The 22,791-nt window shown below is 52.9% G+C and carries 17 protein-coding genes; 12 read left to right on the plus strand and 5 right to left on the minus strand.

Going from position 1 to position 22,791, the window contains the following annotated elements:
- Window positions 1-489: 489 nt before the first annotated feature.
- Window positions 490-5,199, minus strand: coding sequence for a DUF3320 domain-containing protein (locus KKW20_RS07890; protein WP_214567343.1), 4,710 nt, complete (start codon window positions 5,197-5,199; stop codon window positions 490-492).
- A 250-nt stretch (window positions 5,200-5,449) separates the two neighbouring features.
- Between KKW20_RS07890 and KKW20_RS07895 the strand changes: the two genes are divergently transcribed.
- The 7 genes from KKW20_RS07895 (at window position 5,450) to KKW20_RS07925 (ending at window position 13,710) form a co-directional block, all read left to right on the plus strand.
- Complete coding sequence (locus KKW20_RS07895; protein ID WP_214567344.1) at window positions 5,450-5,917, plus strand: helix-turn-helix domain-containing protein; 468 nt, start codon at window positions 5,450-5,452, stop codon at window positions 5,915-5,917.
- A 230-nt stretch (window positions 5,918-6,147) separates the two neighbouring features.
- Window positions 6,148-7,914 carry a hypothetical protein gene (locus tag KKW20_RS07900; protein WP_214567345.1) on the plus strand — a complete coding sequence of 589 codons (1,767 nt, stop codon included), beginning with the start codon at window positions 6,148-6,150 and terminating at the stop codon, window positions 7,912-7,914.
- On the plus strand, window positions 7,911-9,539 hold the full coding sequence (locus tag KKW20_RS07905) for a hypothetical protein (RefSeq protein WP_214567346.1): 1,629 nt from the start codon (window positions 7,911-7,913) through the stop codon (window positions 9,537-9,539). Before KKW20_RS07900 ends, KKW20_RS07905 begins: the two co-directional genes overlap by 4 nt.
- A 487-nt stretch (window positions 9,540-10,026) precedes the next feature.
- Entirely contained in the window at window positions 10,027-11,229 is a 1,203-nt protein-coding gene (locus KKW20_RS07910) for an SIR2 family protein (RefSeq protein ID WP_214567347.1), read from the plus strand.
- Between the two features lie 326 nt (window positions 11,230-11,555).
- Window positions 11,556-11,933 (plus strand): hypothetical protein, encoded by a 378-nt coding sequence (locus tag KKW20_RS07915; protein WP_214567348.1) that lies wholly within the window; start codon window positions 11,556-11,558, stop codon window positions 11,931-11,933.
- A 91-nt stretch (window positions 11,934-12,024) separates the two neighbouring features.
- On the plus strand, window positions 12,025-12,441 hold the full coding sequence (locus tag KKW20_RS07920) for a hypothetical protein (protein ID WP_214567349.1): 417 nt from the start codon (window positions 12,025-12,027) through the stop codon (window positions 12,439-12,441).
- A gap of 906 nt (window positions 12,442-13,347) precedes the next feature.
- On the plus strand, window positions 13,348-13,710 hold the full coding sequence (locus KKW20_RS07925; RefSeq protein WP_214567350.1) for a TfoX/Sxy family DNA transformation protein: 363 nt from the start codon (window positions 13,348-13,350) through the stop codon (window positions 13,708-13,710).
- On the opposite strand, the gene KKW20_RS07930 is transcribed toward KKW20_RS07925, so the two are convergent.
- Together KKW20_RS07930 and ndk are read right to left on the minus strand one after the other, a co-directional pair.
- Window positions 13,707-14,459, minus strand: a complete 753-nt coding sequence (locus KKW20_RS07930) for an SDR family NAD(P)-dependent oxidoreductase (protein ID WP_214567351.1) — start codon at window positions 14,457-14,459, stop codon at window positions 13,707-13,709. The two genes, KKW20_RS07925 and KKW20_RS07930, sit on opposite strands and share 4 nt — an antisense overlap.
- A 134-nt stretch (window positions 14,460-14,593) precedes the next feature.
- Window positions 14,594-15,016: a nucleoside-diphosphate kinase gene (gene ndk / locus KKW20_RS07935; protein ID WP_214567352.1), complete on the minus strand. Its 423-nt coding sequence runs from the start codon at window positions 15,014-15,016 to the stop codon at window positions 14,594-14,596.
- 158 nt (window positions 15,017-15,174) lie between these two features.
- Here ndk and KKW20_RS07940 point away from each other — a divergent pair, with 158 nt between their 5' ends.
- The 3 genes from KKW20_RS07940 (at window position 15,175) to KKW20_RS07950 (ending at window position 18,317) form a co-directional block, all read left to right on the plus strand.
- The gene (locus tag KKW20_RS07940; protein WP_214567353.1) at window positions 15,175-17,028 is read left to right on the plus strand and encodes an ABC-F family ATP-binding cassette domain-containing protein; all 1,854 of its coding nucleotides are present in this window, start codon (window positions 15,175-15,177) and stop codon (window positions 17,026-17,028) included.
- 2 nt (window positions 17,029-17,030) lie between these two features.
- Window positions 17,031-17,654, plus strand: a complete 624-nt coding sequence (locus KKW20_RS07945) for a MarC family protein (protein ID WP_214567354.1) — start codon at window positions 17,031-17,033, stop codon at window positions 17,652-17,654.
- 81 nt (window positions 17,655-17,735) lie between these two features.
- Window positions 17,736-18,317, plus strand: a complete 582-nt coding sequence (locus tag KKW20_RS07950; protein ID WP_214567355.1) for a retropepsin-like aspartic protease family protein — start codon at window positions 17,736-17,738, stop codon at window positions 18,315-18,317.
- A gap of 30 nt (window positions 18,318-18,347) precedes the next feature.
- Here the strand turns inward: KKW20_RS07950 and KKW20_RS07955 are convergent, their stop codons facing one another.
- Together KKW20_RS07955 and KKW20_RS07960 are read right to left on the minus strand one after the other, a co-directional pair.
- Window positions 18,348-18,833, minus strand: a complete 486-nt coding sequence (locus KKW20_RS07955; RefSeq protein WP_343207564.1) for a DNA polymerase III subunit chi — start codon at window positions 18,831-18,833, stop codon at window positions 18,348-18,350.
- 2 nt (window positions 18,834-18,835) lie between these two features.
- A complete protein-coding gene (locus tag KKW20_RS07960) occupies window positions 18,836-20,305 on the minus strand; it encodes a leucyl aminopeptidase (protein WP_214567357.1) in 1,470 nt (489 codons plus the stop codon).
- Window positions 20,306-20,443: 138 nt separating this feature from the next.
- Between KKW20_RS07960 and KKW20_RS07965 the strand changes: the two genes are divergently transcribed.
- Both KKW20_RS07965 and lptG read left to right on the plus strand, forming a co-directional pair.
- Complete coding sequence (locus KKW20_RS07965) at window positions 20,444-21,604, plus strand: LptF/LptG family permease (RefSeq protein ID WP_214567358.1); 1,161 nt, start codon at window positions 20,444-20,446, stop codon at window positions 21,602-21,604.
- Window positions 21,601-22,698: an LPS export ABC transporter permease LptG gene (gene lptG, locus KKW20_RS07970; protein ID WP_214567359.1), complete on the plus strand. Its 1,098-nt coding sequence runs from the start codon at window positions 21,601-21,603 to the stop codon at window positions 22,696-22,698. The genes KKW20_RS07965 and lptG overlap by 4 nt, the downstream gene beginning before the upstream one ends.
- The last annotated feature ends 93 nt before the right edge of the window (window positions 22,699-22,791 follow it).

Below are 22,791 nucleotides of genomic sequence, written 5' to 3' on the forward strand. Positions count from 1 at the left end.
CCAATGTCCTCCATATGGTGCTCTATATGTCCTACCAACGCCGCCTCCATTCCAAATCTACACGTGGAAACGGACTCGCAGATCAGCTTGTCGTCTGGAAGGTGGGGGCAGCGCACCGCTTACACATAATTGCACTCCCGGCTTGGGATATGGCCATTGGCACGCTCGAAGATAAACTCGGGCTTGGATTGGGCTTTCATTTGCATGTTGGGTCCTTTTGTTCTCGCTGGGGTTTTCCCAGTTGCTGAACAGGACATAAGGTCGCAAATTGCGTGCCCATAAGGGGGTTTGAATCCCTTTTTTCAGTTTTTTCTTTTGCACCCACGTTGAGAACACCAACATAGAAAAAAGCTCCTCCAAGAGCTTTTTTCTATGTTGGTGTTCATCAGGGCTAAACTGGCAAGGGCAGTCGATGATACACGAATAGCTCTCCCAAGAACTAACTTCGCATTTTCCGGTGTCTTCCCCTCTACCTCAACTCATAAGTGCTCAACGCCCTTCTGTCAGAGTGTCGGTTATGATCTTGTTCAGATCCGCCCCTACTCGCTTGAAGCCGAGTAGCCTTGCCGTAGCTCGAACAAGATCATCCATTTCCATATAGCCACACTCTTCTGTGAGCTTTTCCGATGCGGCTTTGATCTCCATAGGAGGAAGATACGCGGCCTTTACGACATTTCCCGTCTCTTCAGAGCGATCCCGCACAGGGGGAACTTCCGACTGAGACTTAGTAAAAAGAAATCTCCCTGAACTTAACAATGCACCGCCGGAATTTCTCTCTGCGGTTTGAACTGCCTGTTTCGTGACTTCAACGATACGCCGTCCTGCCCTTGTTCGTCCGAACGAGGCAGAGACTCGGCGCGCCAACTCTTCAACGTGTATGGGACCTTCGCGTTCAACGATCTGTGTCACGATCCTCACCAATTGAGAAATGGGGGCCTCATGTGGCTCCAATCCATTGGTATTCACGTTCAAATCTGCGCGTTCATAAAGCGGTGCTGTAACGGAAATCTGTTCAACATCAAACACTTCTTGATCTGAAATTTCCCCTGCCGCACCTGCTGTTTCCTCTAACAACTGTCGACCATCATTTGCCCCAGTCACAGCGATACCCGCCCCCGCTTTCTCCAAAGCTTTAGTCAGAGCCAGTCTCAGCCTCTCGATTTCAGCGTCACGACGGTAGAACCAATCAGTGCTCCATATGCGATGAAACTCCCAACCAAGGTTCTCAAGAATATCTTGACGCAACCTATCTCTCTCACGCGCCCACAAAGCCGAGTGGTAAGTGGCTCCGTCACACTCTACTGCCGCAATATATTGCCCAGGCTGATCCGGATGGCGAACCCCCAAGTCGATTCTAAATCCTGCCGAACCAACTTGTGGGTCAACAAGGTAACCCATTCCTTTGATTACCTGAGCCACATCTTCTTCAAAGGGGCTGTCCGCGTCGAGGCCCGTCGGTGCACGGTCATCCAAAATGCCTGACTTCGCATACTCCAAAAATCTCTTCAGAACCTTTGGTCCTTCACGCGTTGTCCGCGCAGGATCAATATCACCTGGGTTGAACGAAGCAAAAACGGAGCAGCGAACACGAGACCGAGTGAAAAGCACATTTAACCGCCGCTCTCCGCCTTCTCCGTTGATCGGTCCAAAAGACATACTCGGAAGGCGACCGTTCGGCTCGGTTGGCCCATACCCAACCGAAATCAAGATGACGTCACGCTCATCCCCCTGAACATTTTCAATGTTCTTGACGAAGACATCCTCCCTTTGGCCCTCCCTCAAGAACCCATCCAGAACCGGGTCGTTTCTTCGGGCGTGCTCCAATACTTCAGTCAGCATATCCGCTTGAGACTTGGAAAACGCTACAACTCCGAGCGAGAGATCAGGCCAGTCACGGGCATGCTTTGCGATTTCCGCTACAACGGCTTGTGCTTCAATCTTGTTGGTTCCCGTTCGCCCAGGGCCAGATTTTCCGCGTGAATAAACGCCGGGCACTCTGTGGAATTTCAATCCATAGTTATCATCGTGTTCAAGCGGTGACGGCGGAAGAACAAGATTGCCCTCGTAAAAGACTGAATTCGACATACGGATCAACGAAGGGTCTCTTGACCGATAGTGCCACTCCAGCATGCGTTGCCTCATACCTCGGCTTGAGCATGCTGTTAGGATGCTTTCCATATCGGCTGCGCTTGCACCAAAGGTTTCTTCTGCTTCATCGCTTTCTTCATCGCCGCTATCAACCAGGCGATCAAAGAATGATGTTGGTGGCAGCTGTTTTTCGTCACCGACCACAACGATTTGCTTGGCTCTTGCGATCACTCCAAAAGCATCTTCGGGTCGGATCTGCGATGCTTCATCAATAACCAAAAGGTCAAATGACAATGATCCGGGCGTTAGATACTGAGCAACTGAAATGGGACTCATTAGAAACACAGGTTTCATCCGTTGGACCATTTCCCCTGCGTTCTTCATGATCCAACGAACAGGTTTATGCCCACGCTTTCTTCCAATTTCACCGCGGATAATGCCCATCTGTCCGACACTACCCTTCGGAATCTGTTCTGAATGGCGTGCCAATATCAGCGAACGTGCGTCTTCAATACGCTTCCTGTCCAGCGAGCTGAATGCAGCAACAAGATCTGAACGGTCGAGCTCAGCCAATCCTTCGAGCTCTGGCTTTAACCTTCTTGCTTCCGCCCATCGCGCTTCTGCACAAGCGTAAAGAAACTCATCCTCGGCGTTTTTTGTTTCGACACGACCGTCATTGACAGCAGTGACAAGATCGCCAGCTCCTCGATCTACAAGAGTTTGGGTTGAGTTGGCGAGTGCGGTCCATTCAGAGTATCTTCCATGATCCGCTTCTATTCGTTTGAACCTTCGCAAAATCTGCTCCAGGTCAACATGATCGGTATCGTCCCAATACTCCGAGATCTGTTCAAGATCGAACTTCAGTCTATCGAGTGGAATCCTAAGGAGATCGTTAACCTTGGCGGCGGCCTTCCGCAATTGTTCGCCATTTTTGTCGATCGAACTCGATAAAGACAGTGCTTCAACCAATTCTTTGGACGAAGCAAACAAACTGGTTTCGTGAATACTGGATAGCCACCGTTGAACAGTCTGCAATTCGGAGAATGAAGTCCTCTCACCCCTCCAGTGTTCTCCAAGGGACGACGATAGATAGTTTTCTTCTTCGGCAAGCGTCGCTCTCTGCCTTTGGATATCAGCAAGCTTGTCGAGCAATGCGAGGCGTTCGTCAGGAGCTTTAGGTAATTGATTATTCAGATAAGAGGCGAACTCAGAAGATGCCTTGCGGTAAGAGCCAAACAGTCTGGAAAAGAATGAATTTTTCCCTTTGAGTAATGCAGAACGCAAATCTCTTAGCTCCGCATCCCAAGCCGAGGAGTTGAAATCGGTCTCTCCATGTTTGCGAGCTGCCGCCCAAGACTCTCCCACCGCAAGCGCCTCTGTGAGCCGTTGCTCAGAGCTTCGTTCAAACAAAGCGGTGCAAAACTGCTTTGAGCCAACAGGGGCTTCGCCCAACTTATCCAAACACGACGAAATACGATCAACCTGAGCGAGCGTCGAAGGTGCCTCAACTCCAATTGATTTTGCTATGTTCGTCGCATCGTTCAAACACGCCTCGATAGCGGCAACGGCTTCATTCAGTTCATTTCGAAGCCTTGCGATATCTGTTGGCTGGAGATTAAGCGATCGAACCCCAAAAAATGGATGATGTTCGGGAGATCCGACAGTCTCTCTGGAAACAACAAATCTATGAATCCCGCCCAATATTTCTCGGCGGACGTCAGGTCCGATCTTCTCAAGACCTGAAACCGGGATCCTGGGGGGCTCAACTTCGCGGCCGATAAACCTTGAAAGCTCAGCAATTGCGCCAAAAGCAGTCTCTTCACCGGCAACTATAGGTGTGTGAAGCAGATTTGAAATCCGATTAAGTTCGTCCCGCTTGTGTCGAAGCTCATCAGCCTGATTGACCGCTGACGACCCCCTTAGGCTTGCCATCAAAGTTCGGCCAAGCTCTTGGGCAAGAGCCTTTTTGTTTGAACTCCTTGAATGAAGTTCCAGGCAGACATCTCGAAGTCCGGACTTCACCAATCGTTCATGCACCACCGACAAGGCAGCCATTTTCTCTGCTACAAATAAAACCCTTTTTCCATCGTGAACTGCTGCTGCGATGATGTTGGAAATCGTTTGAGATTTGCCCGTTCCCGGAGGACCTTGGACCACAAGACTTGCGCCTTTTCGCACCTCCTCGATTACCTTCGTTTGAGAGGCGTCTGCATCTACAATTTGGATGATATCCGCAGGATCAAGGATTTCGTCCAGTTTGTCTTCTTTTCCAAACAATTCACCATCAGATTCAAACCCTTCAGCAATCAGTTGCTTTAGCAATGGGTTGTCGTCAAGTTCTCCATCAGGCCAATTCTCCGGAGCCAAATCCCTGTGCATGAGAAGCTTGGCAAAGGAAAAGAAACCCATTTGCATCCCATCATCTTCCACGCTCCAGCCTGGCTTAGATCCGATGACATCGCGAACTGAGTCGAAATAGGTATGAGGTTTCCACTCCTCACCTTCTTCAATTTCGGGAAGCGCGATCCCGTAATCTTGTTTCAGGCGCTCCTGAAGAGGCAAGTTTGTCGTGATATCCTCTTCTCGACAGCGGACATCGTAGGTCGATGTGCGCTCGTTCCGGACCAATTCCACGGGCAGAAGAATAAGTGGTGAGTTGCGTTCGACCTCAGAGTTTTCGCTTTCTCGCCATTTGAGAAACCCTAACGCCAAGAACAGGATGTTAACACCTTGCTCTTCTTCAGCGGTCTTAGCCGCTCCGGCCATTCGGAGCACCCGCTTCTGCAATGCTTCGGGTCCGAGAGGTGTTTCGAGGATTAAATCCGTGTAGCGTTCTGCCGACACCTCCTCAGTAATTTCTTTTTCTTCAAACCTGAGTTCGGGATCTTCGACTTCTTTATCCCAGCCCATCGCCTTGAACCGCATTCGTCGAGATTTCGAACGTAGAAGCTCGAAGACGTCATCAGATCTTTCATTGATGAGGTTCAAGCAGTTAGCGCGCTGGTTTTTCCGGTTCACATGGATCAAACGGTTTCGAGTTCCCGTCTCAAGTAGCTTTCGGCGAGCGTCCTCAAGAACTGAGATTACTCTGGTCGGGGTCAAATCGTTCATGTTGAAATCCAGTTATTGCTTAAACATCCAACGGGCACCCACCCACTAACAAACTCGCTGAAGTTGAACACTATGTCACTGAACCTTCAAGAAGAAACAGAGAGCTAATTGTATAAATCAACCACAATTAAGCCGCTGATCATTTTGCCTCCATTTCCTCTGCGCGCTCTCGCGCATTAAGACATCGCAATTTAGAATAAATCGGTTGCCATGGCCTCCTGATCCTCCCCCACTTGAATGATCCGCCCTTATGAGTTTTCTTTCGGTCGATTTTTCTCTTTTGGGAAAACGGACCCACATCCTTGTCATGAAGCAAAACATGGCAAAACTACGCGCAGCAGCGCGTTCCGTATCAAATCTACCAGCTCTTTCTCAGTCGCAAGTTGCGACGCGCTGGCGGCTGGATGCCGACACCGTTAGAAAGATCATACGAGAGCACCATCTGCTGCCTGTTCCGGGGCCGTGGAAGCGTGCGCGATACAGTATGCTCGATGTCTGGCGGATCGAGAGGATCCCGCACACCGCTGCGTTGGATCCGGCATTGCACCGCGAACTTCTTGAACCTCTCGCCAAGGCGACTGACCTCGCCAAGATGTGCGACTGCACCCCAGCCACCATCCGCAATTGGGCGCGCGAGGGTGTCCTGCCAAGTCTCCGGCTTGGGGGCTCTGTGCGGTTTCACCCTTTCGCTGTCCGAGGGGTTCTGAGTGCCTTTTGAGGTTCCAAAACCCGAATATCGCGTCTTGGACCGAACCGGAAAAAGTGAGGCAAACGCCCACAGAGTGTCACCTGTCAACTCTTTGCGGTCCTTTTCCTCATTTCGTGTTTCGGGTGCCGAAATTCGAAAAAAGGACCTCAAGTCGCATCCAAGCAAACCCAGACAAGCAACAGCATTCTTGAAGGGTCATGTGGCCCGTTTCGCAAACAAAAACAACAAGGAGCGAACTCATGCAAATGAACTTAAAACAGGCTGTTGAAATCCTGGACGCGGGCGAATTGCCTTACTCACCTGCGAATGCCGCCAAGGTGCGCGGTTCAGCAAACAAATGTGCACGTCTACCCGGCTACAATTGCGATATTTCACGGATCCCCGTCGATCCTGACGCCTTCGTCGAGCGCTGGCATAGGAATATGCAAAACAAAGATGCGCCAGAAGGCTTCAAAACCTTCAAGCAGTTCTCGACATGGCATTCGAACGTGAAGAGCCTCATGGACCACGTGTCTGGCACGCGCCGTGAGCGAGATCTTCTGCGAGATGTGGAAGATGACTGGTCGCAGCTGCTGGAGGCAACCTCGCAGCTTATCCGTAGGACGCATAAAGGCACCGGCATTCAGCAGATTGATTTGGTGGCGGTGATGGTGTTGCGCAACTTTGCGCGGGAAAACAATCGCCAGCCGCATCAGCTTACCGCGGGCCTGATCCATTCATGGATGCAATCCGCAACTGCAAGCCAGCGGACAGCCATGCGCAATGCCTCCAAGATCATCAACAAACTGCTGGAGCTGGATCACGACCTTCCGGAAGACCTACTGCCGGGGAAGATCGAGGAGATCCCGATGGTCACAGCCCGCCGGGTTACCCCGACATTGCCGCCTAAACTGGAGCGCGCGATCTCGGATATGCAAGCAGAGTTGCGCGAAGGTGAACGCTACAGTGGGTTGCTCAAGAACAAGCGCAAAGATCCATGCAGCGAGGGAACCGTGAAGAATGCACGTGAAGCCGCGCAATGGTTCTACTCCTGTATGGTAGAACTCGACCTTCTCGACCTCAGTGAAGATCCTGATCCAGTAACATTCGCTACGATGGGGCACATTCTGGCCGCCTTTGAGGCCGAGGTGGCAGGTGACTTCTACTGGAAGCCTCTGGCGCAAACGACGGTTCGCAAGAACTTGGAGGGAACCTTCCGCTTCCTGCGTCGATTTAACTCCGATCTGAAATCCGAGCAGAAAGAGTTCTTTCAGGGCACGTATTTTGAGAATTGGGACAGCATGACAGCTGACAATCAAGCCTTCTGCAGACGCCTCATGAATTCAGATCATAGCAAAGCCAAGTTTTTCTCCCTGGCGCGCCTTTTCCATGAAAAGGCAGCACCCCTGATCACCCGCTATGATGACCTGCCACACAACCAGAAAGCTCAGGCGGCAAACTGGGCGTTGGCCGCAGCCGCAGCGGCTGTGCTGACATTCCTGCCTGTGCGCGCCGATACCGCGATCCAGCTCACCGTGGAAGGGCCAGATGCGCATGTGACATTGCCTGTAAAATCCAAATTTGTGAAATTTGCGCTGCCACCTGAAATCATCAAGAATAAGAACTCCATCACCGCCGAAATTTCTCGTCGTGGGAAAGTTGACCCGCGCGCAATCCTGGAATGGTGGCTCAAGATTGCGCGTCCCGTGCTGATGAGCCGTTTACAAAACCCCGATCCCACATTGCTGCTGGGCGGCGCCGGTTATGCAAGGCTGAACAAAGCGTGGCGCTTCGCCACGGCATCGGTGGACTTCTACATGAACCTCCATCAGGTGCGTCACGCGATTGCGTCAATCCTATGGAATGAGCCGGGGGCTGACATCAACGTGATTGCATCCCTTCTCGGCGACCATCCTGAAACCGTAGCGCGTGTCTACGCCTTCCTCGATGTCGCCGCTCAGATGCAACGCGGCATGGACGGGATGGCAGCAGTGAATGCTGAGTTGGAAAGGAAGGTGCGCCCATGAGGTTCAATGTGAGCGAAGATCAACTGCCGCCCAAGATGCGGCGGTTCCTGAAAGACATCGACACGGGGCGCGCATATTCCGCGCCCACGCTGCAAAAAAACCGGGCAAATGTCTCATCTGCCCTTCGCTGTCTCGCCGAAACAGCTCAGATGAATGGCCTTTCGGCTGCCCTATGTGCAAAGACCGCTGATGCGGTGATTGAGCGTCTGCAAGCCGGAAACTGGTCGCCCAATACCGTTTCAAGCTTCAAGACGTTGATGCGCCATTATGCTTATGAAACGGGTGAAGGCGTGGATTGGGCTTTGAGTAGTGGCGCTTCAGATCGTCGACCGGTGGAGCTGGTCCTTCGTGCACCTCATTGGACGCCGTATCGCGCGATCTTGCCGTTGGCTATTGAAGGAGGTATCAGCGCCCGGGAACTTCGCTTGGCAGACCGCTGGTTGCGCCACCGCAATCAAGTGACACACTTGTCATTGGAACATGCCATGACGTTTCGCGCAGACCCAGGCAACCTCCGTAAGCTGGCAGCGTTTATGACGGCGATTGATCCGGGAAACCCGGATACTCTGATCCTTCAGACTGCTCAACGCAAGAGACGTAGCACCGCCAAGGGAGTGCAACACAAGCCAGCATACGGCGAGCTACCAGAACCCTTTTTGTCGCAAATGAAGGTGATCAGCCGCAAACCGAAGAAGCTTGGTGGCTATTCGGTGTCGCGTATCAAGGTGATGGGGTGTGCCATCAGACGCCTGATCCGCTCTGCAAAGCAGCGCGGGTTGGAGCCTGAGCTCACCATGGAAACCGCAACGGCCTTCGCTGAAGATTTGGTGTCAGGTGATCTGAAGACCACCTCCGCTGCTGGCTATTGCGAGTTCTTGGGATATTTCGCCAAGCGAGCTGGATATCCTGCCGAGATCGGGGACGCCTTGCTGGAGACCCATTGGGCACTCAAGGCGGCGTCCAAAGGCGATCTAAAGCGCAAGGAAATCAAGCTGGCCCAGGTGCCGATTGACCTGGTCGACCTCGCAAAAACGGCGAGCAAGCTCCTGGAGCAGGCGCCATTGGAGGAGGATCTCCGTAATCGTCGGCGCGACTACACTTTGGCTGGCGCAATTGCACTTCTGTGCAAGCTGCAAATCCGCGCAAAAGATCTCCGTGAGGGAAATGTAGGTCGGGAGTTCAGCCGCGATAGCGAAGGATGGTTCGTAGACTTACAAACGTCCAAAACCGGCACCCGCATAGATGGGCGGCTGGCGGATTGCCTGACACCATTCCTCGATACGGTTCTATTGATGGATACGGATCCGGCATATCTCTGGAAGATCTACGATCAACGTGCGGGCACCGCTCTCTTTGCCAATCCGGCACGCGATTGGAAATGCTATGGGCGTGAATGGTTGCGCCGCAATATGACCGAACGCACAGGCCACAGCGCGCATATCGTGCGGACGTTGATCTATGATTACTGCACCCTCGACGATGACCTTGATGCGAAGGTTGCACAGGCACTCGTCGGACACGCGCACGCAACCAGTAAGCAGTTCTATGAGGTAAACGCAGATCGGTATCGCAGGATTGAGGCCCTCAAGAACTTGGCAGACATCGAAAAATCCCTTCAGGGGTAACATCTGGCAGGTTGAGAGCACTTCGATAGACAAACCTGACGAAAAACTGATAGCGTGTTCAACGTCTTTGAAATTTCGTTAATTCTCGAAAGTCGTCGAAAGACGTTTGGTTGGAAAGACAAAAACTGAAATTGGGTGCTGGTATCATGTTTGTGGGCTTTCATGAGGCCGGATACTGCGTCGAAATCCAGATACGAATGGGCTTCACAAGTGAAGCACAGCGAAGGTTCGAAGCGAGATCAATACGGCAATTGAAGGCAAGTGCCTTTGCGCCATGCCTCTAAATTGGTTATTCAAACAAATAGTCTATTCACCAGGCAAGCTTTAACACAACGGAGCAAGTTGTTTGTGACGTCAATCTCCTACTCTTTGGGCCGTCCAACGCAACTCTCACCTAACAATCCCTGCTGGACCAATATATCTATAACTCCGAAAATTCTGAGCAGTTGGGCCTACTGATTAAGGCCACCGAATAAAAGGCTTAAATATGCGAGTGATCTTACTTGGAGCGGGCGCTTCAAAGAGCTATGGCGCCTCACCGACCGGCCAAAGAATGCCAATCGCAAAGGACTTTTTCCCGACATTCTTTGAGTTGGATGCTGCAGCCAACCCTTGGGTGCTGCGAGATGGGCTGATCCACTACCTGCAGTCACAGAAAGGTATCATGGACACGGATGATTATCTCGCTGCTGGCGTGGACATTGAGGAAATACACAGCGAGATCGCCACCAAATTGGCCAGCGTCGAAAAGAATGCAGAAGATCTCGACCGGATCATCTTCTCAAGACCCTACAACCAATTGATGTTCCTCTTCGCGACTACCTTGAACGAGATCGCGAATGGTCCGGTCTCGAAGAGCCACATTGATCTCGCGACATCGCTGAGGCCAGATGACGTCATCGTGACTTTCAATTGGGATACGCTTATGGAGCGCGCGCTGATTGAAACTACAGATTGGTCAGTTGATAGTGGTTATGGCGTTATTCCACATAGTGTGTTCCGCGACGAATGGGGCAGCCCCAAAGACTGCCATTCATCCAACAAACTAATTAAGCTCCATGGTTCGGTGAATTGGCTGACCGCCCACCCGATATACGAGGGAGAGGAACTGGTCCTAACTCACGCGCTACCGGCAGAGTCCCTGTTTGTCTACGAGCATGCCACTCGCCCCTACCCGACACATGCAGGACGCTATATGGAAGGCTACGCTCCCCTTACTTATGGATATTATCCGCCAAACCTGACAAATGTTCCGGGGCGCGCGGCCCCAGAAGGGCATTCAATTCTCAAATTCCAGCCTCGGATGCCTTGGATGCCGGAGGGTAAAGCAGAAAAAGACGGCCTTCCTTCTATGCCGTTGATCATCCCGCCGGTGAAGGAAAAAAGCTATCAGTTCTTTGGAACTTTATTTGAAAAGCTCTGGCAGCAGGCCGGAGATGCACTTCAAGCCTGCGAAGAAGTCCTCGTAATCGGGTATTCTTTCCCAAGAACTGACCTGAAGAGCCTGGATCTATTCACGAACGCTTTCGTGCAGCGCAGCTCTGTTCCACGTGTCACTATCATCGACCCTTATCCATCCCGCCCGAGAGAGGTTTTTCAACTGGAACTCGGAATTCCGGAAAGCCATCTACGCGTTGTGGAGGGCCCTTTCCTTGGCGAGGAGACGCTTGCACCGCTCTTTAAGAACTGACGGGGCAAAATTAAAATACTCTCTGAATTTGTGATTTTGATCGGCCTTGACCAACAAGTCGTTACTTGATGTCGCCGCCACTAATGTCGAACGCATGTTTAGCATCGAATAAAGGAAAATAGGACCGGACGCCGATGATTCATTTCGGAGTGTTCCCTTGCGTGAGAACACTCCGAAATGAACCACAGCACCGGAAAGAACATCATTAACTGAGAGAAAGCAGCCTCTCAAAACAGAAACCGCGCAAGTGAAAGGAGCATCATCATCACAAGTCGCGCTTGAAGCCCTCAGCACCATCGCAAAGGGCGCTGCACAGGAGAACGAATATGTTCGACCTTTCCAACGACACCATGACCAGCATGCGTGCGTTCATGGCCTCACATTCCGAAGCCGTGCAAAACACTGCCTATCTACTCGGCGGGCAGCCTGCACTGCGTAAAGCGCAATTACTTTTGGATGAGATTGCATCCTCACCCGTGATGACACGTCGCCTCGGCCGTCAATTGCTCGATTTTCATTCGCTGTTGACTCTTCAAAACGTGCACCACAGCGACACCGTTGAAGCGGCCTGCTTTGCAGATCTCGACCCTACTTCACCAGTCGTCGAAGACATCTGCGTCCTCTGTGATGAGCTCGAATGTGAAATGCACAAGCTCGATGACGCTGAATTAAGTTCTGTGTTGAGCCATCGTTTGGCAGCTTGATCTGCCAAACGAGCCCCGCCGGATCCGCACTCCTCGGATCTGGCGTCTTGAGAGGCTGCAATCTGCAGTTTCAAAACCAAAGGAGATATCAATGCATATCGAAATCGAACGTGAAGTGCACGAGATGACACTGGAAACACTTCGTCTGGGCAGGTTTCTGGCAGAAGAGTGGTTGGGCGGTAGCTTGGTCCCCAGAGGCACGAGCAAATCCGTCATTCTCGAAGCCCTACACGCACTTCAGGATCGGACGGGCTTTAAGGCGGTTGATGCAGATCTGATCGAGCTCATGGGGGAGCAAATCCGCGCGACCCTCAATGAAATCCGCAAAGGCAAAGGGGATGCGGCCCTCTCGCAGGATGTGGATCTCGTTTGGGAGCAGGATCAGAAAGTCGTCGAATATGTGAACCTCGCTTATCGCTGGAAGCAATTCAAAGCGGCCAAGGTCGCCCTGGATGACAAGCTGGCTGCCATCCGTGAAGCGGATATTCTCCTGACCTCGGTCGTTTAATTCCCCAATTGAATAGCCGGGGCTCATGGCGCAGTCCCGGCATAAACGATGCATTCCCAACGCAGACAAGCACGGTTTCGCTGTCGGAACCTGACAGAAAGGGCCGCGAGCGGTCGTTAGCTGCGTTCAGGCGCAATGTCCGCAAACAGAGAGACTATTACTAATCCCGTGACGGCAAACTGCGGGAAATTCCCCGGAACTCGGCAATCAGCGCACCATTCTGATCGGTGACAGACCCGTTATAGACATACACCCCGGCAATCCACATCAGGTCCAATCCCTGAAAGGCCCAGCTGAACGCAACGATCTGGATCAGATGGATCGTGATAAACGTTATATGTCTCCATTTCTCGCATTGAATGTGTCGGCGACAAATTCGAGGGATGCAGGTTGTCGCAATGGAACAACTGACTTGTTGCACGGGACTCCACATTGTGGCACTTCTGGGTGCACATGCGGAGTCATCGCCGAAGTCGGTTGCGAAAACTTCTAAGAAATTAAAGGACCCCAGGAAGAGGCTAACGCCCCTACCGCCGGAGCCAATACAAATAGAATTCAAACACTTATCTACGTTCGGTGTTTGTTGTATTGGCACATCTAAATACCTGCCACATTTTCGCCACAATATGCCCGCTTTAGTGCCTTTATTCACATGCATCGTTAACCAATTCGTCATCAAAGCCTGGGGATCGAAAGAGGCACAAAATGGCAAAGATTAGTAAAACGACGACCAGTGAAGCGGCGCCACAAAGGCGGTTTCATAAGGCTGACCCCTCCCCTTCGCAGAAACGCGCGTCCCCAAAAGAGGCACCAAAGGATCAACCATATCTCTTTTCAGATTGGGCCAGCATCTAAATAGGCCAAATTCTGACTTTGCGCGGCCATCCAGGCGGGTTAAACTGTGGGATGGCTCCTGTATCGACCTTAGACCAATCAGATCATCCCGTTTCAAGCATTCGAAATCTTGGACCGGCCTCTGATGAAAGCTTTTCGCGTGCGGGGATTCACACCGCCGCGCAGTTAAGAGAGCTTGGCCCAGATGCGGCCTATGAAAAGCTTCTTTTGGCCGGTAGCAAGCCCCATTTCATTGGGTATTACGCCATGGTCATGGGGCTGCAGGGTCGCCCTTGGAACGACTGCAAAGGCAAAGAAAAAGAAGCGTTGCGCCGTCGCTTTGATACCATCAAAGAAAAAGTTGCGCCCAACGTCCAAGCCTCTGATCCATTGGCAAAAATCTTTAATGAGATCGGGATTTTGCCGCAGCGTTAATCCCCGCTTCGCAGCGCTGGCAAACCTACCCCCGTGCTTTCAAAACCGCCGTCTGCCGCGATCACCTGTCCCGTGACATAACTGGCTTTGTCAGAGCACAGAAATGTAATCACATTTGCCAGCTCCTCCTCGGAGCCATACCGATTTAACGGAATTGCATCGTGATAAGACGCGATGATTTCCGGGCTGTGGACGGCCATCGCTAGCTTGGTGCGCACCGGCCCCGGACACACGCAATTTGCGCGCACGCCGTGTTCACCCAGCTCTGCAGCTTGCTGTTTTGTCAATTGGATCACAGCGGCCTTTGATGTGCCGTACGCCACGCGCAACGTGGACGCGCGAAGCCCCGAGATGGAGGCGATATTTACGATCACCCCCTTGCTCTTTTTCAGCTCGGCCATTGCAGCACGCGTGCACAGGAAAATGCCATCCAGATTGGTGTCCATCACCCGGCGCCACATTGCAAAGTCACACTCTTCAATCGGCCCAAACTCGGCCACACCGGCGTTATTGACCAAAGCATCGACTTGACCATAGTCCTGTTGAACCTCGGCGATCATGCGATCAACGTGTTCTGGCTGTGACACATCGGCCAGAACCCGCAAGCCACCGGTTTCAGAAACAGCAGCGTCCAAGGCCTTTTCGTCGCGGTCCACCATCGCCACGCGCCAGCCATCCGCCAAAAACTGCTTGCAGGTTGCAAGGCCGATCCCGCGCGCCGCACCGGTTACAATTGCCACTTTGCTCATGAAACTCTCCCTTTTTCAAAACGCTACACGGTGACACAGTTTGTGCAACAGATTTGAGGTGTGACCGTACGGCACAAAAAAAGGCCCGACCCCAATGGGACCGGACCTTTAATACGTCGGGTTACTGCGGCGATTTAGCCGACCAGTTCAAGACCCGAGAAGAAGAAGGCAATCTCTTCTGCTGCGGTTTCAGGTGCGTCTGAACCGTGAACCGAGTTTTCGCCAATCGACAGGGCGAATTCTTTACGGATGGTGCCTTCGGCCGCATCTGCTGGGTTGGTTGCGCCCATCACTTCGCGGTTTTTCGCAATCGCGTCTTCACCTTCGAGAACCTGAACAACAATCGGCTCAGAGATCATGAATTCGCACAGTTCGCCAAAGAAAGGACGCTCAGAATGTACGCCGTAGAACTGTTGAGCTTGCGCCAATGTCAGTTGGATGCGCTTGGAGGCAACGATGCGCAGGCCAGCTTCTTCAAACTTCGCAGCAATTTTGCCGGTCAGGTTGCGTTTGGTGGCATCTGGTTTGATGATCGAGAAAGTGCGTTGAACGGCCATGTCGGTCCTCATTTAAAGCTATGCCGGACAGGATGATCCCACCGGCCAAGTCGTTTCAGTGTCATTTGTCGCCCCCGTAACATGGCCCCCGAAACAAGGCAAGACGCGTTTGAAAAGCAGTGATTGACGCCCCCGCTTCACTCAGGCACATGAGGGGCATGCTTAAGATTTCCAACATCTCCTACGCCGTCGAAGGCCGTCCCCTTTTTGAAGGGGCCAGCGCGACCATTCCAACCGGGCACAAAGTGGGTCTTATCGGGCGCAATGGCGCGGGTAAAACCACGTTGTTCAAGCTGATCCGCGGCGAACTGGTGCTTGAAGGCGGGTCCATCACCCTGCCCGACCGCGCCCGCATCGGCGGCGTGGCGCAAGAGGTGCCAAGCAACGAAGTGTCGCTGATCGACACCGTTTTGGCGGCCGACAAGGAACGCGCGGCCCTGATGGCCGAGGCGGAAACCGCAACAGACCCAAACCGCATCGCCGAGGTGCAAACCCGCCTGACGGATATTGACGCCTGGAGCGCGGAATCGCGCGCGGCCTCGATCCTGAAAGGTCTTGGCTTTGATCAGCCCGAGCAATTGATGCCCTGTTCCGCCTTTTCCGGCGGCTGGCGTATGCGTGTGGCTTTGGCGGCGGTGCTGTTTTCACAACCTGACTATTTGCTGCTGGATGAGCCGACCAACTACCTCGATCTAGAAGGCGCGCTGTGGCTGGAAAACTATTTGGTGAAATATCCGCACACTGTGATGATCATTTCCCACGACCGCGAGCTTTTGAACCGTTCTGTTGGTGCGATCCTGCATTTGGACGAACGCAAGCTGACCTATTACACCGGTCCCTATGATCAGTTTGTGCAACAGCGCGCCGCCAAACGCGCGGTTCAGGCCGCTGCCGCCAAGAAACAAGATCTGCAGCGCGCGCATTTGCAAAGCTTTGTTGATCGTTTCAAAGCCAAGGCCAGCAAGGCAAAGCAGGCCCAAAGTCGCGTAAAAATGCTGGAAAAGATGACCCCGATTACGGCGCCGGAAGATGCCGCGCGTGTGGTCTTCACCTTTCCAACGCCAGAAGAGCTTTCCCCGCCGATCATTGCAACCGAAGCCGCCGCGGTGGGGTATGACGAAACCATCGTTCTAAAGAACCTCAACCTGCGCATCGACCAAGATGACCGCATCGCCCTGTTGGGGAAAAACGGTCAAGGCAAATCCACGCTTGCGAAATTGCTGTCTGGCCGGCTTGAAAAGAAAAGCGGGAAATTCGTCACGTCCAGTAAACTGCGCATCGGTTTTTTCGCGCAACATCAAGTGGATGAGCTTTACGTTGATGAAACGCCAATCCAGCACCTGACCCGTTTGCGCGGCCATGAAGGCCAAGCGCGTATTCGGGCACGGCTGGCGGGATTTGGGCTGGGCGCGGCCCAAGCCGACACAGAAGTTGGGCGTTTGTCAGGTGGGCAAAAAGCGCGCCTGTCTTTGCTTCTGGCCACCATCGACGCCCCACATTTGTTGATCCTCGATGAGCCGACCAACCACCTGGACATCGAAAGCCGTGAAGCTTTGGTGGAAGCCCTGACCGCCTATAGTGGTGCGGTAATTCTGGTCAGCCATGACATGCATTTGCTCAGCCTGGTGGCGGATCGTTTGTGGCTGGTCAAAGACGGCGGCGTGACCCCATATGACGGTGATCTTCAAACCTATCGCGCCATGTTGTTAGAGCGCGACAAGCCAGCGGGCAAACAAAAAGCCAAAGCCAAAGCCCCGATCAAACGGGCCTCGCGGGATGACATTTTGGCCCTGCGCGCAGAGGTCCGCAAATGCGAGGCCCGCGTCGAAAAACTGAATGAAATGAGCGAGAAGCTCGCGAAGAAACTCGCAGATCCAGAGCTTTATGAGGAAGAGCGCCTCGATGAAATGGCCGTTTGGCAAAAGAAGTATTCCGAGGTCATGGATGCAATGGACCGCGCCGAAGAGCTTTGGCTGAAGGCACAGGAAAAACTCGAGAAAGCAGGACGTTAACCTTGGATCCGCAATTTTTCATTCCAGCCTTTGTCACGTTGTTTGTTGTGATGGACCCCATCGGGCTGACGCCGTTGTTTTTGGCGCTGACACAAGGAATGAACAGACAGCAGCGGCGTGTGATCGCATTGCGCGCAGCGCTCGTTGCGGGTCTGTTGTTGACCCTTTTTGCCTTTCTCGGTGAAAATGTGCTGGGCTTTCTTGGAATATCAATGGCCGCTTTTCGCATCTCGGGCGGAATTTTATTGCTGCTGACTGCGCTTGATATGCTGTTTGAGAGACGTAGCAAACGGCGAAAAGATCAGACAGAAACCAAGGTTGACGCCGAAGAAGACCCCTCGGTTTTCCCCTTGGCGATGCCCTTGATGGCTGGGCCGGGTGCCATTGCAACGATTATTCTTTTGTCCGGTCAAGGGGATGGATTGTCCGGCACCGTATTGGCCTTGGCTGCGATGTTCACCGTGCTCTTGATCACATTGGCGCTGTTTTTCTCCGCAACCTTATTGGAACGCTTCTTAAAAGAAACCGGTGTCACGGTGCTGACGCGCGTGTTGGGAATGCTTTTGGCCGCCCTCGCCGTGCAATTTGTGCTGGATGGTTTAAAGGATTTTGGCGTGGTTGGCTAACGCGACACCTTGCCCCTATCGCTGTCCTTGCGCCCATGACAATCTTATTTGACGCCCTATATATTGTTGGCGGAGGATTTTATGACCAGTGATATGATCGGACAAATGGCCTATCTTGCGCTGCTTTTGGTGGCGGTTGCTGGCTATTTTATTTCGGAAAACAGGTTTTCACTTGGCCAAACCTTACGCCATGCTCTGATCTGGATTTTTATCTTTGTTGGTGCTTTGGCCGTTGTTGGACTATGGCAAAATGTGAAAAATGACATATCTCCGCGCCAGACATATATGAGCGAAACTGGCCAAATCACCCTTCCGCGCGCCTACGACGGGCATTTTTACGCACAATTAATGCTAAACGGAAAACCCGTAGATTTTGTGATTGATACCGGCGCAAGCAATGTCGTTTTGACCAAAAAAGACGCCGAGCGCGCAGGTATTGATCTGTCCGCGTTGCGGTTCTTTGGTCGGGCGATGACCGCCAATGGCCAAACCCGCACGGCGCCTGCCCGCATCGCACGGGTCGAGATCGAAGACATAATGGATTTCAATTTGGAAGTGTGGGTGAACGAAGGAGAAATGTCTCAATCCTTGCTGGGCAACACCTATCTTCAAAGATTTACCAAAATAGAAATTGGGCAAAAAGAGATGATCTTAACACGGTAAAACTCAATAGTACCTTTAAAACTCAGCAACTTAAGACTGCGCCTTCATCTCCCACGGGCCGTTTTCCTGCGACCAGTATTTTGCGGCACATCCCGCGGCAACAACGGCTTTCCACTGCCGTCGTGCGTGCGCAACAGCATCAGGGTCATTCCCGTCGAACATGATGGAAACCCGCTCCATCCCAGACATCTCAATGTCTGAAACATCAGCCCCATCAATGGAAATCAGCGCATTTGCACCATTCGCTATCGTCGCGTCAGCGGTCAACAAAACAGGCTGGTCAGCGTCATGAGAACCACCAGACACCGCGTGCGGCAAGAACCCATCTTCAGGCTCTTGCCACAGCTTTTCATCCAGCCAGCGCAGCCGCTGCATGTTGGTGCCGCGCACCAAAACCCGCCAGTCATTTTCGAGTGATCTCGACAATAACACCGGCAATGTCGCCTCAAGCGGCGAACGGGTCATGTGATAGAAGAAAACTTCTCCACCTGACTTTTTATCCGCCGCTTCCGTCACGCTCAGCCCTCAAACAAGTCTGAAACCAAACGGCTCAGCGCCAAAACACCCCAACCCGTGGCCCCTTTGGGCGCAAGCGCAGTTTCGCCAGCCGTCTGGGCTGTGCCGGCGATATCCAAGTGGATCCACGGTGTGCCGTCTTTCACAAACCGCTGCAAAAACTGTGCAGCTGTGATGGAACCGGCGGCCCGGCCGCCCACGTTTTTCATGTCGGCTTTGTTGGATTTGATCAGCGCGTCATACGCCTCACCCAATGGCAAGCGCCACGCGCCTTCGTTTTCGGTTTGCGCGGCTTTCAGAAAGGCGTTGCAGAGCTGATCGTCGTTTGAAAAGACGCCCGTGTTCTCATTGCCCAACCCGATGATAATGGCGCCCGTCAGGGTGGCAAGATCAATCATGCCCATAGGCTTAAAGGTTTCTTGCGCGTACCACATGATATCGCACAGCACGAGGCGCCCTTCGGCGTCTGTGTTGATCACCTCAATCGTGTCCCCCTTCATGGATTTCACAATGTCGCCCGGGCGTTGCGCACGACCATCAGGCATGTTTTCAACCAGCCCAACCACGGCGACAACATTGGCCTTGGCTTTGCGCAGCGCCAGCGCCTTCATGGTGCCCGCAACCGTGCCCGCACCGCCCATATCCATGGTCATGTCTTCCATGCCAGCGGCGGGTTTCAGGCTGATGCCACCGGTGTCAAACACCACACCTTTGCCGATCAACGCCAAGGGGGCCGCGTCTGTTTCACCACCGTTCCATTTCATAACCACAACTTTGGACGGGGTTTCTGACCCCATGCCCACCCCCAACAGCGCGCGCATCCCAAGTTTTTCAAGCTCTGGTTCATCGAGCACAGTCACGTCCACGCCCAATTCACCAAGTGCGACAAGACGATCCGCGAACTCAACCGTTGTCAGCACGTTGGAGGGTTCATTGACCAGATCACGGGTGAAAAACACACCGTCCACCATCGCCGCAATCGTTTCGGCTTCCGCTTCGATCTCATGCGCGTTGGTCATCATGACGGTCAGCGCGCCGCCCTCTTGGGCTTCTTTTGACATATGATCCACAAACTCATAGGCGCGCAATGCGGCCCCCATTGCAAGCTCGCTGGTGAAGCGGCGATTGCCTGCGAGGATCAAGATATCTTTTCCAAGCAATGACTTACCAATCTGACCGCCGGCTTTTCGCAAAGCGGCCCCTTTGGCTTGCTTGGACAGGCGAAGAACCTGAACGGCATCCGCGGCAAGCCCCGTGGGATAGGCCAAATCCGCCACATCCCCTTCTTTCATCTTGGAAAAGGCGTCGCTTTCCGCAAACCGCAACAGCGCTCCGCGCATCAGTTTGTTTACACGGCGCGCGCCCGGATCCAGCTTGCCCGGTTCAGACAGGATCACAACAATCCGGCCCTCATGTGTGGCGATGGCATCCAGATTGGTTTCGATAAAACGGGGGGTAATGGGGGTCGGCATGAGAAGTCCTTTTACGGCGATTTACGGCGATCTTTTGCCATTCGTAGCCTTAGGCGGCCCGAAACGCCAGATAGCAGTTTTCCCCTGCGGCCCAATCGGCTAGAAACACACAAGATGTTGTGGCTAACCGGGGGGCTCGTGGCCAGATTCGACCGCTATATCCTTGCGCAGCTGTTGTTGCAGTTCGGTTTTGCCGGGCTGGTACTGGTATTGCTGTTCTGGATCAATCGCGCGGTAAAGCTGTTTGATCAGATCATCGCCTCGGGTGAAACCGCCCTGGTCTTCCTTGAATTTTCCGCGATGATTCTGCCCAGTGTGATCGTCTTTGTGCTTCCTATTGCCGCCTTTACCGCCACGGTCACGGTCACCAACCGCCTGAGTTCAGAAAGCGAATTGGTGGTGGCACAGGCCACAGGGTTTGGGCCCTTTCGGCTTGCCCGCCCGGTTTTGATCTTTGGCGTCATTGCTGCGGTTTTCATGCTGATCCTGACACATATCCTTGTGCCAATGAGCCAACTTCGTTTTGCAGAACGTCAGGCTGAGATCGCGGAAAATGTCACCGCGCGTTTTCTGACCGAAGGAAGCTTTGTGCACCCGTCCGAAGGCATCACGCTTTATATCCGCGAAATCACCTCTGACGGGGAACTGCTGGATCTGTTTTTATCGGATGAACGGGGAAAAGGCGATGGCGGCGCGCATCTGACCTATTCCGCGGAACGGGCTTTGATTTTGCGCACTGATGATGGCCCACGCCTGTTAATGTTTGATGGTTTGGCGCAAGTTCTATCCACCGACGGTCGCTTGACCACAACCGGGTTTGATGAATTCACCTATGACGTATCTGCGCTATTAACGGGACCAATTGCGGGGAATCGAACCGTCAGTCAGATTTACACGCCCGAACTCCTTGATCCCAGCGACGCCGTGCTAAAGGAAACGGGTCTTACGCGCCCTGCACTTCGTGCCGAGGCTCATTTCCGCAATGCCCAAGCATTTTATGTGATTGTGGCCGCTATGGCAGGGTTTTCAATGTTGATCGTCGCGGGCTTTAGCCGCTTTGGTATGTGGCGTCAGGTGATTATCGCCATCGCCGTTGTTGCGACGTTACAATCCTTGGACAATACAATGTTGGATCTGGCACGGCAAAGTGACAAGGAATTGCCGCTTGTTTATGTCGCCACATGCGCTGGGGCCGTATTTAATATCTTGGTGCTTTGGCTCGCGACCCGCCCTTCGCCATTTGACGTCCGGCGCCGACGTCGTTTTGCACGACACATGGCCAGCGGGGGCTCCTCATGAAATTGCATTTCTACATTGCTCGCCGCTTTCTGTTTTCTTTCGCCGCGATGCTTATGGTTCTTGGGTTGATTTTCGTCTTGCTCGACATGGTTGAGAGCATGCGCAAATTTGATGCCGCACAAATCGGGATACCCGACATTATAGAGCTGACCCTGCTTCACATGCCGATGTGGATCTACCGGATTATTCCTTTGGTTGTGATCCTTTCCACCATCTGGATGTTCCTCAGCCTGTCGCGCAGCTCTGAGATGGTGGTCACGCGCGCGGCGGGGCGATCCGCTTTGATCACCCTGATATCCCCCGCTCTGACTGTGTTTTTATTAGGTGTGGTCTTGCTGGCGGTGGGCAATCCGATTGCCGCGGCGACATCAAAAAAATACGAACGATTGGCCGCGCAATATAAAGGATCTTCCGCATCGGTATCCTCGATTTCAAAAGAGGGTGTTTGGTTGCGACAGGGCAACGAAGACGGGCAAATCGTTATTCACGCCGCCTCTTCTGACCTAGGGGGCACGCGCCTTAGAGATGTGACATTCTACTCGTTTTCACTCAAAGGCACCCCAACAATGCGCATAAGGGCCGCATTGGCCACGTTGCAACCCGGACGCTGGGCGTTACGGTCCGCAAAGGTCTGGGATCTGGGGAAAGCGGACAACCCCGAGTCCGAAGCCTTAACCCATCCGGCATATTGGATTGCGTCGAACCTGACCGAAGACCAAATTCGCGACAGTTTGGGAAAACCCACTGATATCTCAATTTGGGATCTGCCCGCCTTTATTGATCAGCTCGAAGAGGCTGGGTTTTCGGCGCGTGCCCACCAAGTCTGGTTGCAAATCGAACTTGCCACGCCGTTCTTTTTGGTGGCCATGGTGTTGGTTGGTGCAGGTTTCACAATGCGTCACACACGTTTTGGCCGTACCGGTATGATGATCATGTTTGCGCTTTTGCTCGGCTTTGGTGCCTATTTCATTCGAAACTTTGCACAGATCCTCGGGGAAAACGGCCAGATCCCGGTGATGTTGGCCGCATGGACACCTCCGATTGCAGTGATTTTCTTGTCGCTCGGTATTTTATTACATTTGGAGGATGGATGATGGGGCGGTTAATGCGTCATCTCTGCGATCTTCGCATTGTCACAAGGCATGTATTGAGCATTGCTTTGCTCACAGCCTTTGTTCCACTCTTGC

The organism is Aliiroseovarius lamellibrachiae (genome assembly GCF_018599245.1).
Lineage (GTDB): Bacteria > Pseudomonadota > Alphaproteobacteria > Rhodobacterales > Rhodobacteraceae > Aliiroseovarius > Aliiroseovarius lamellibrachiae.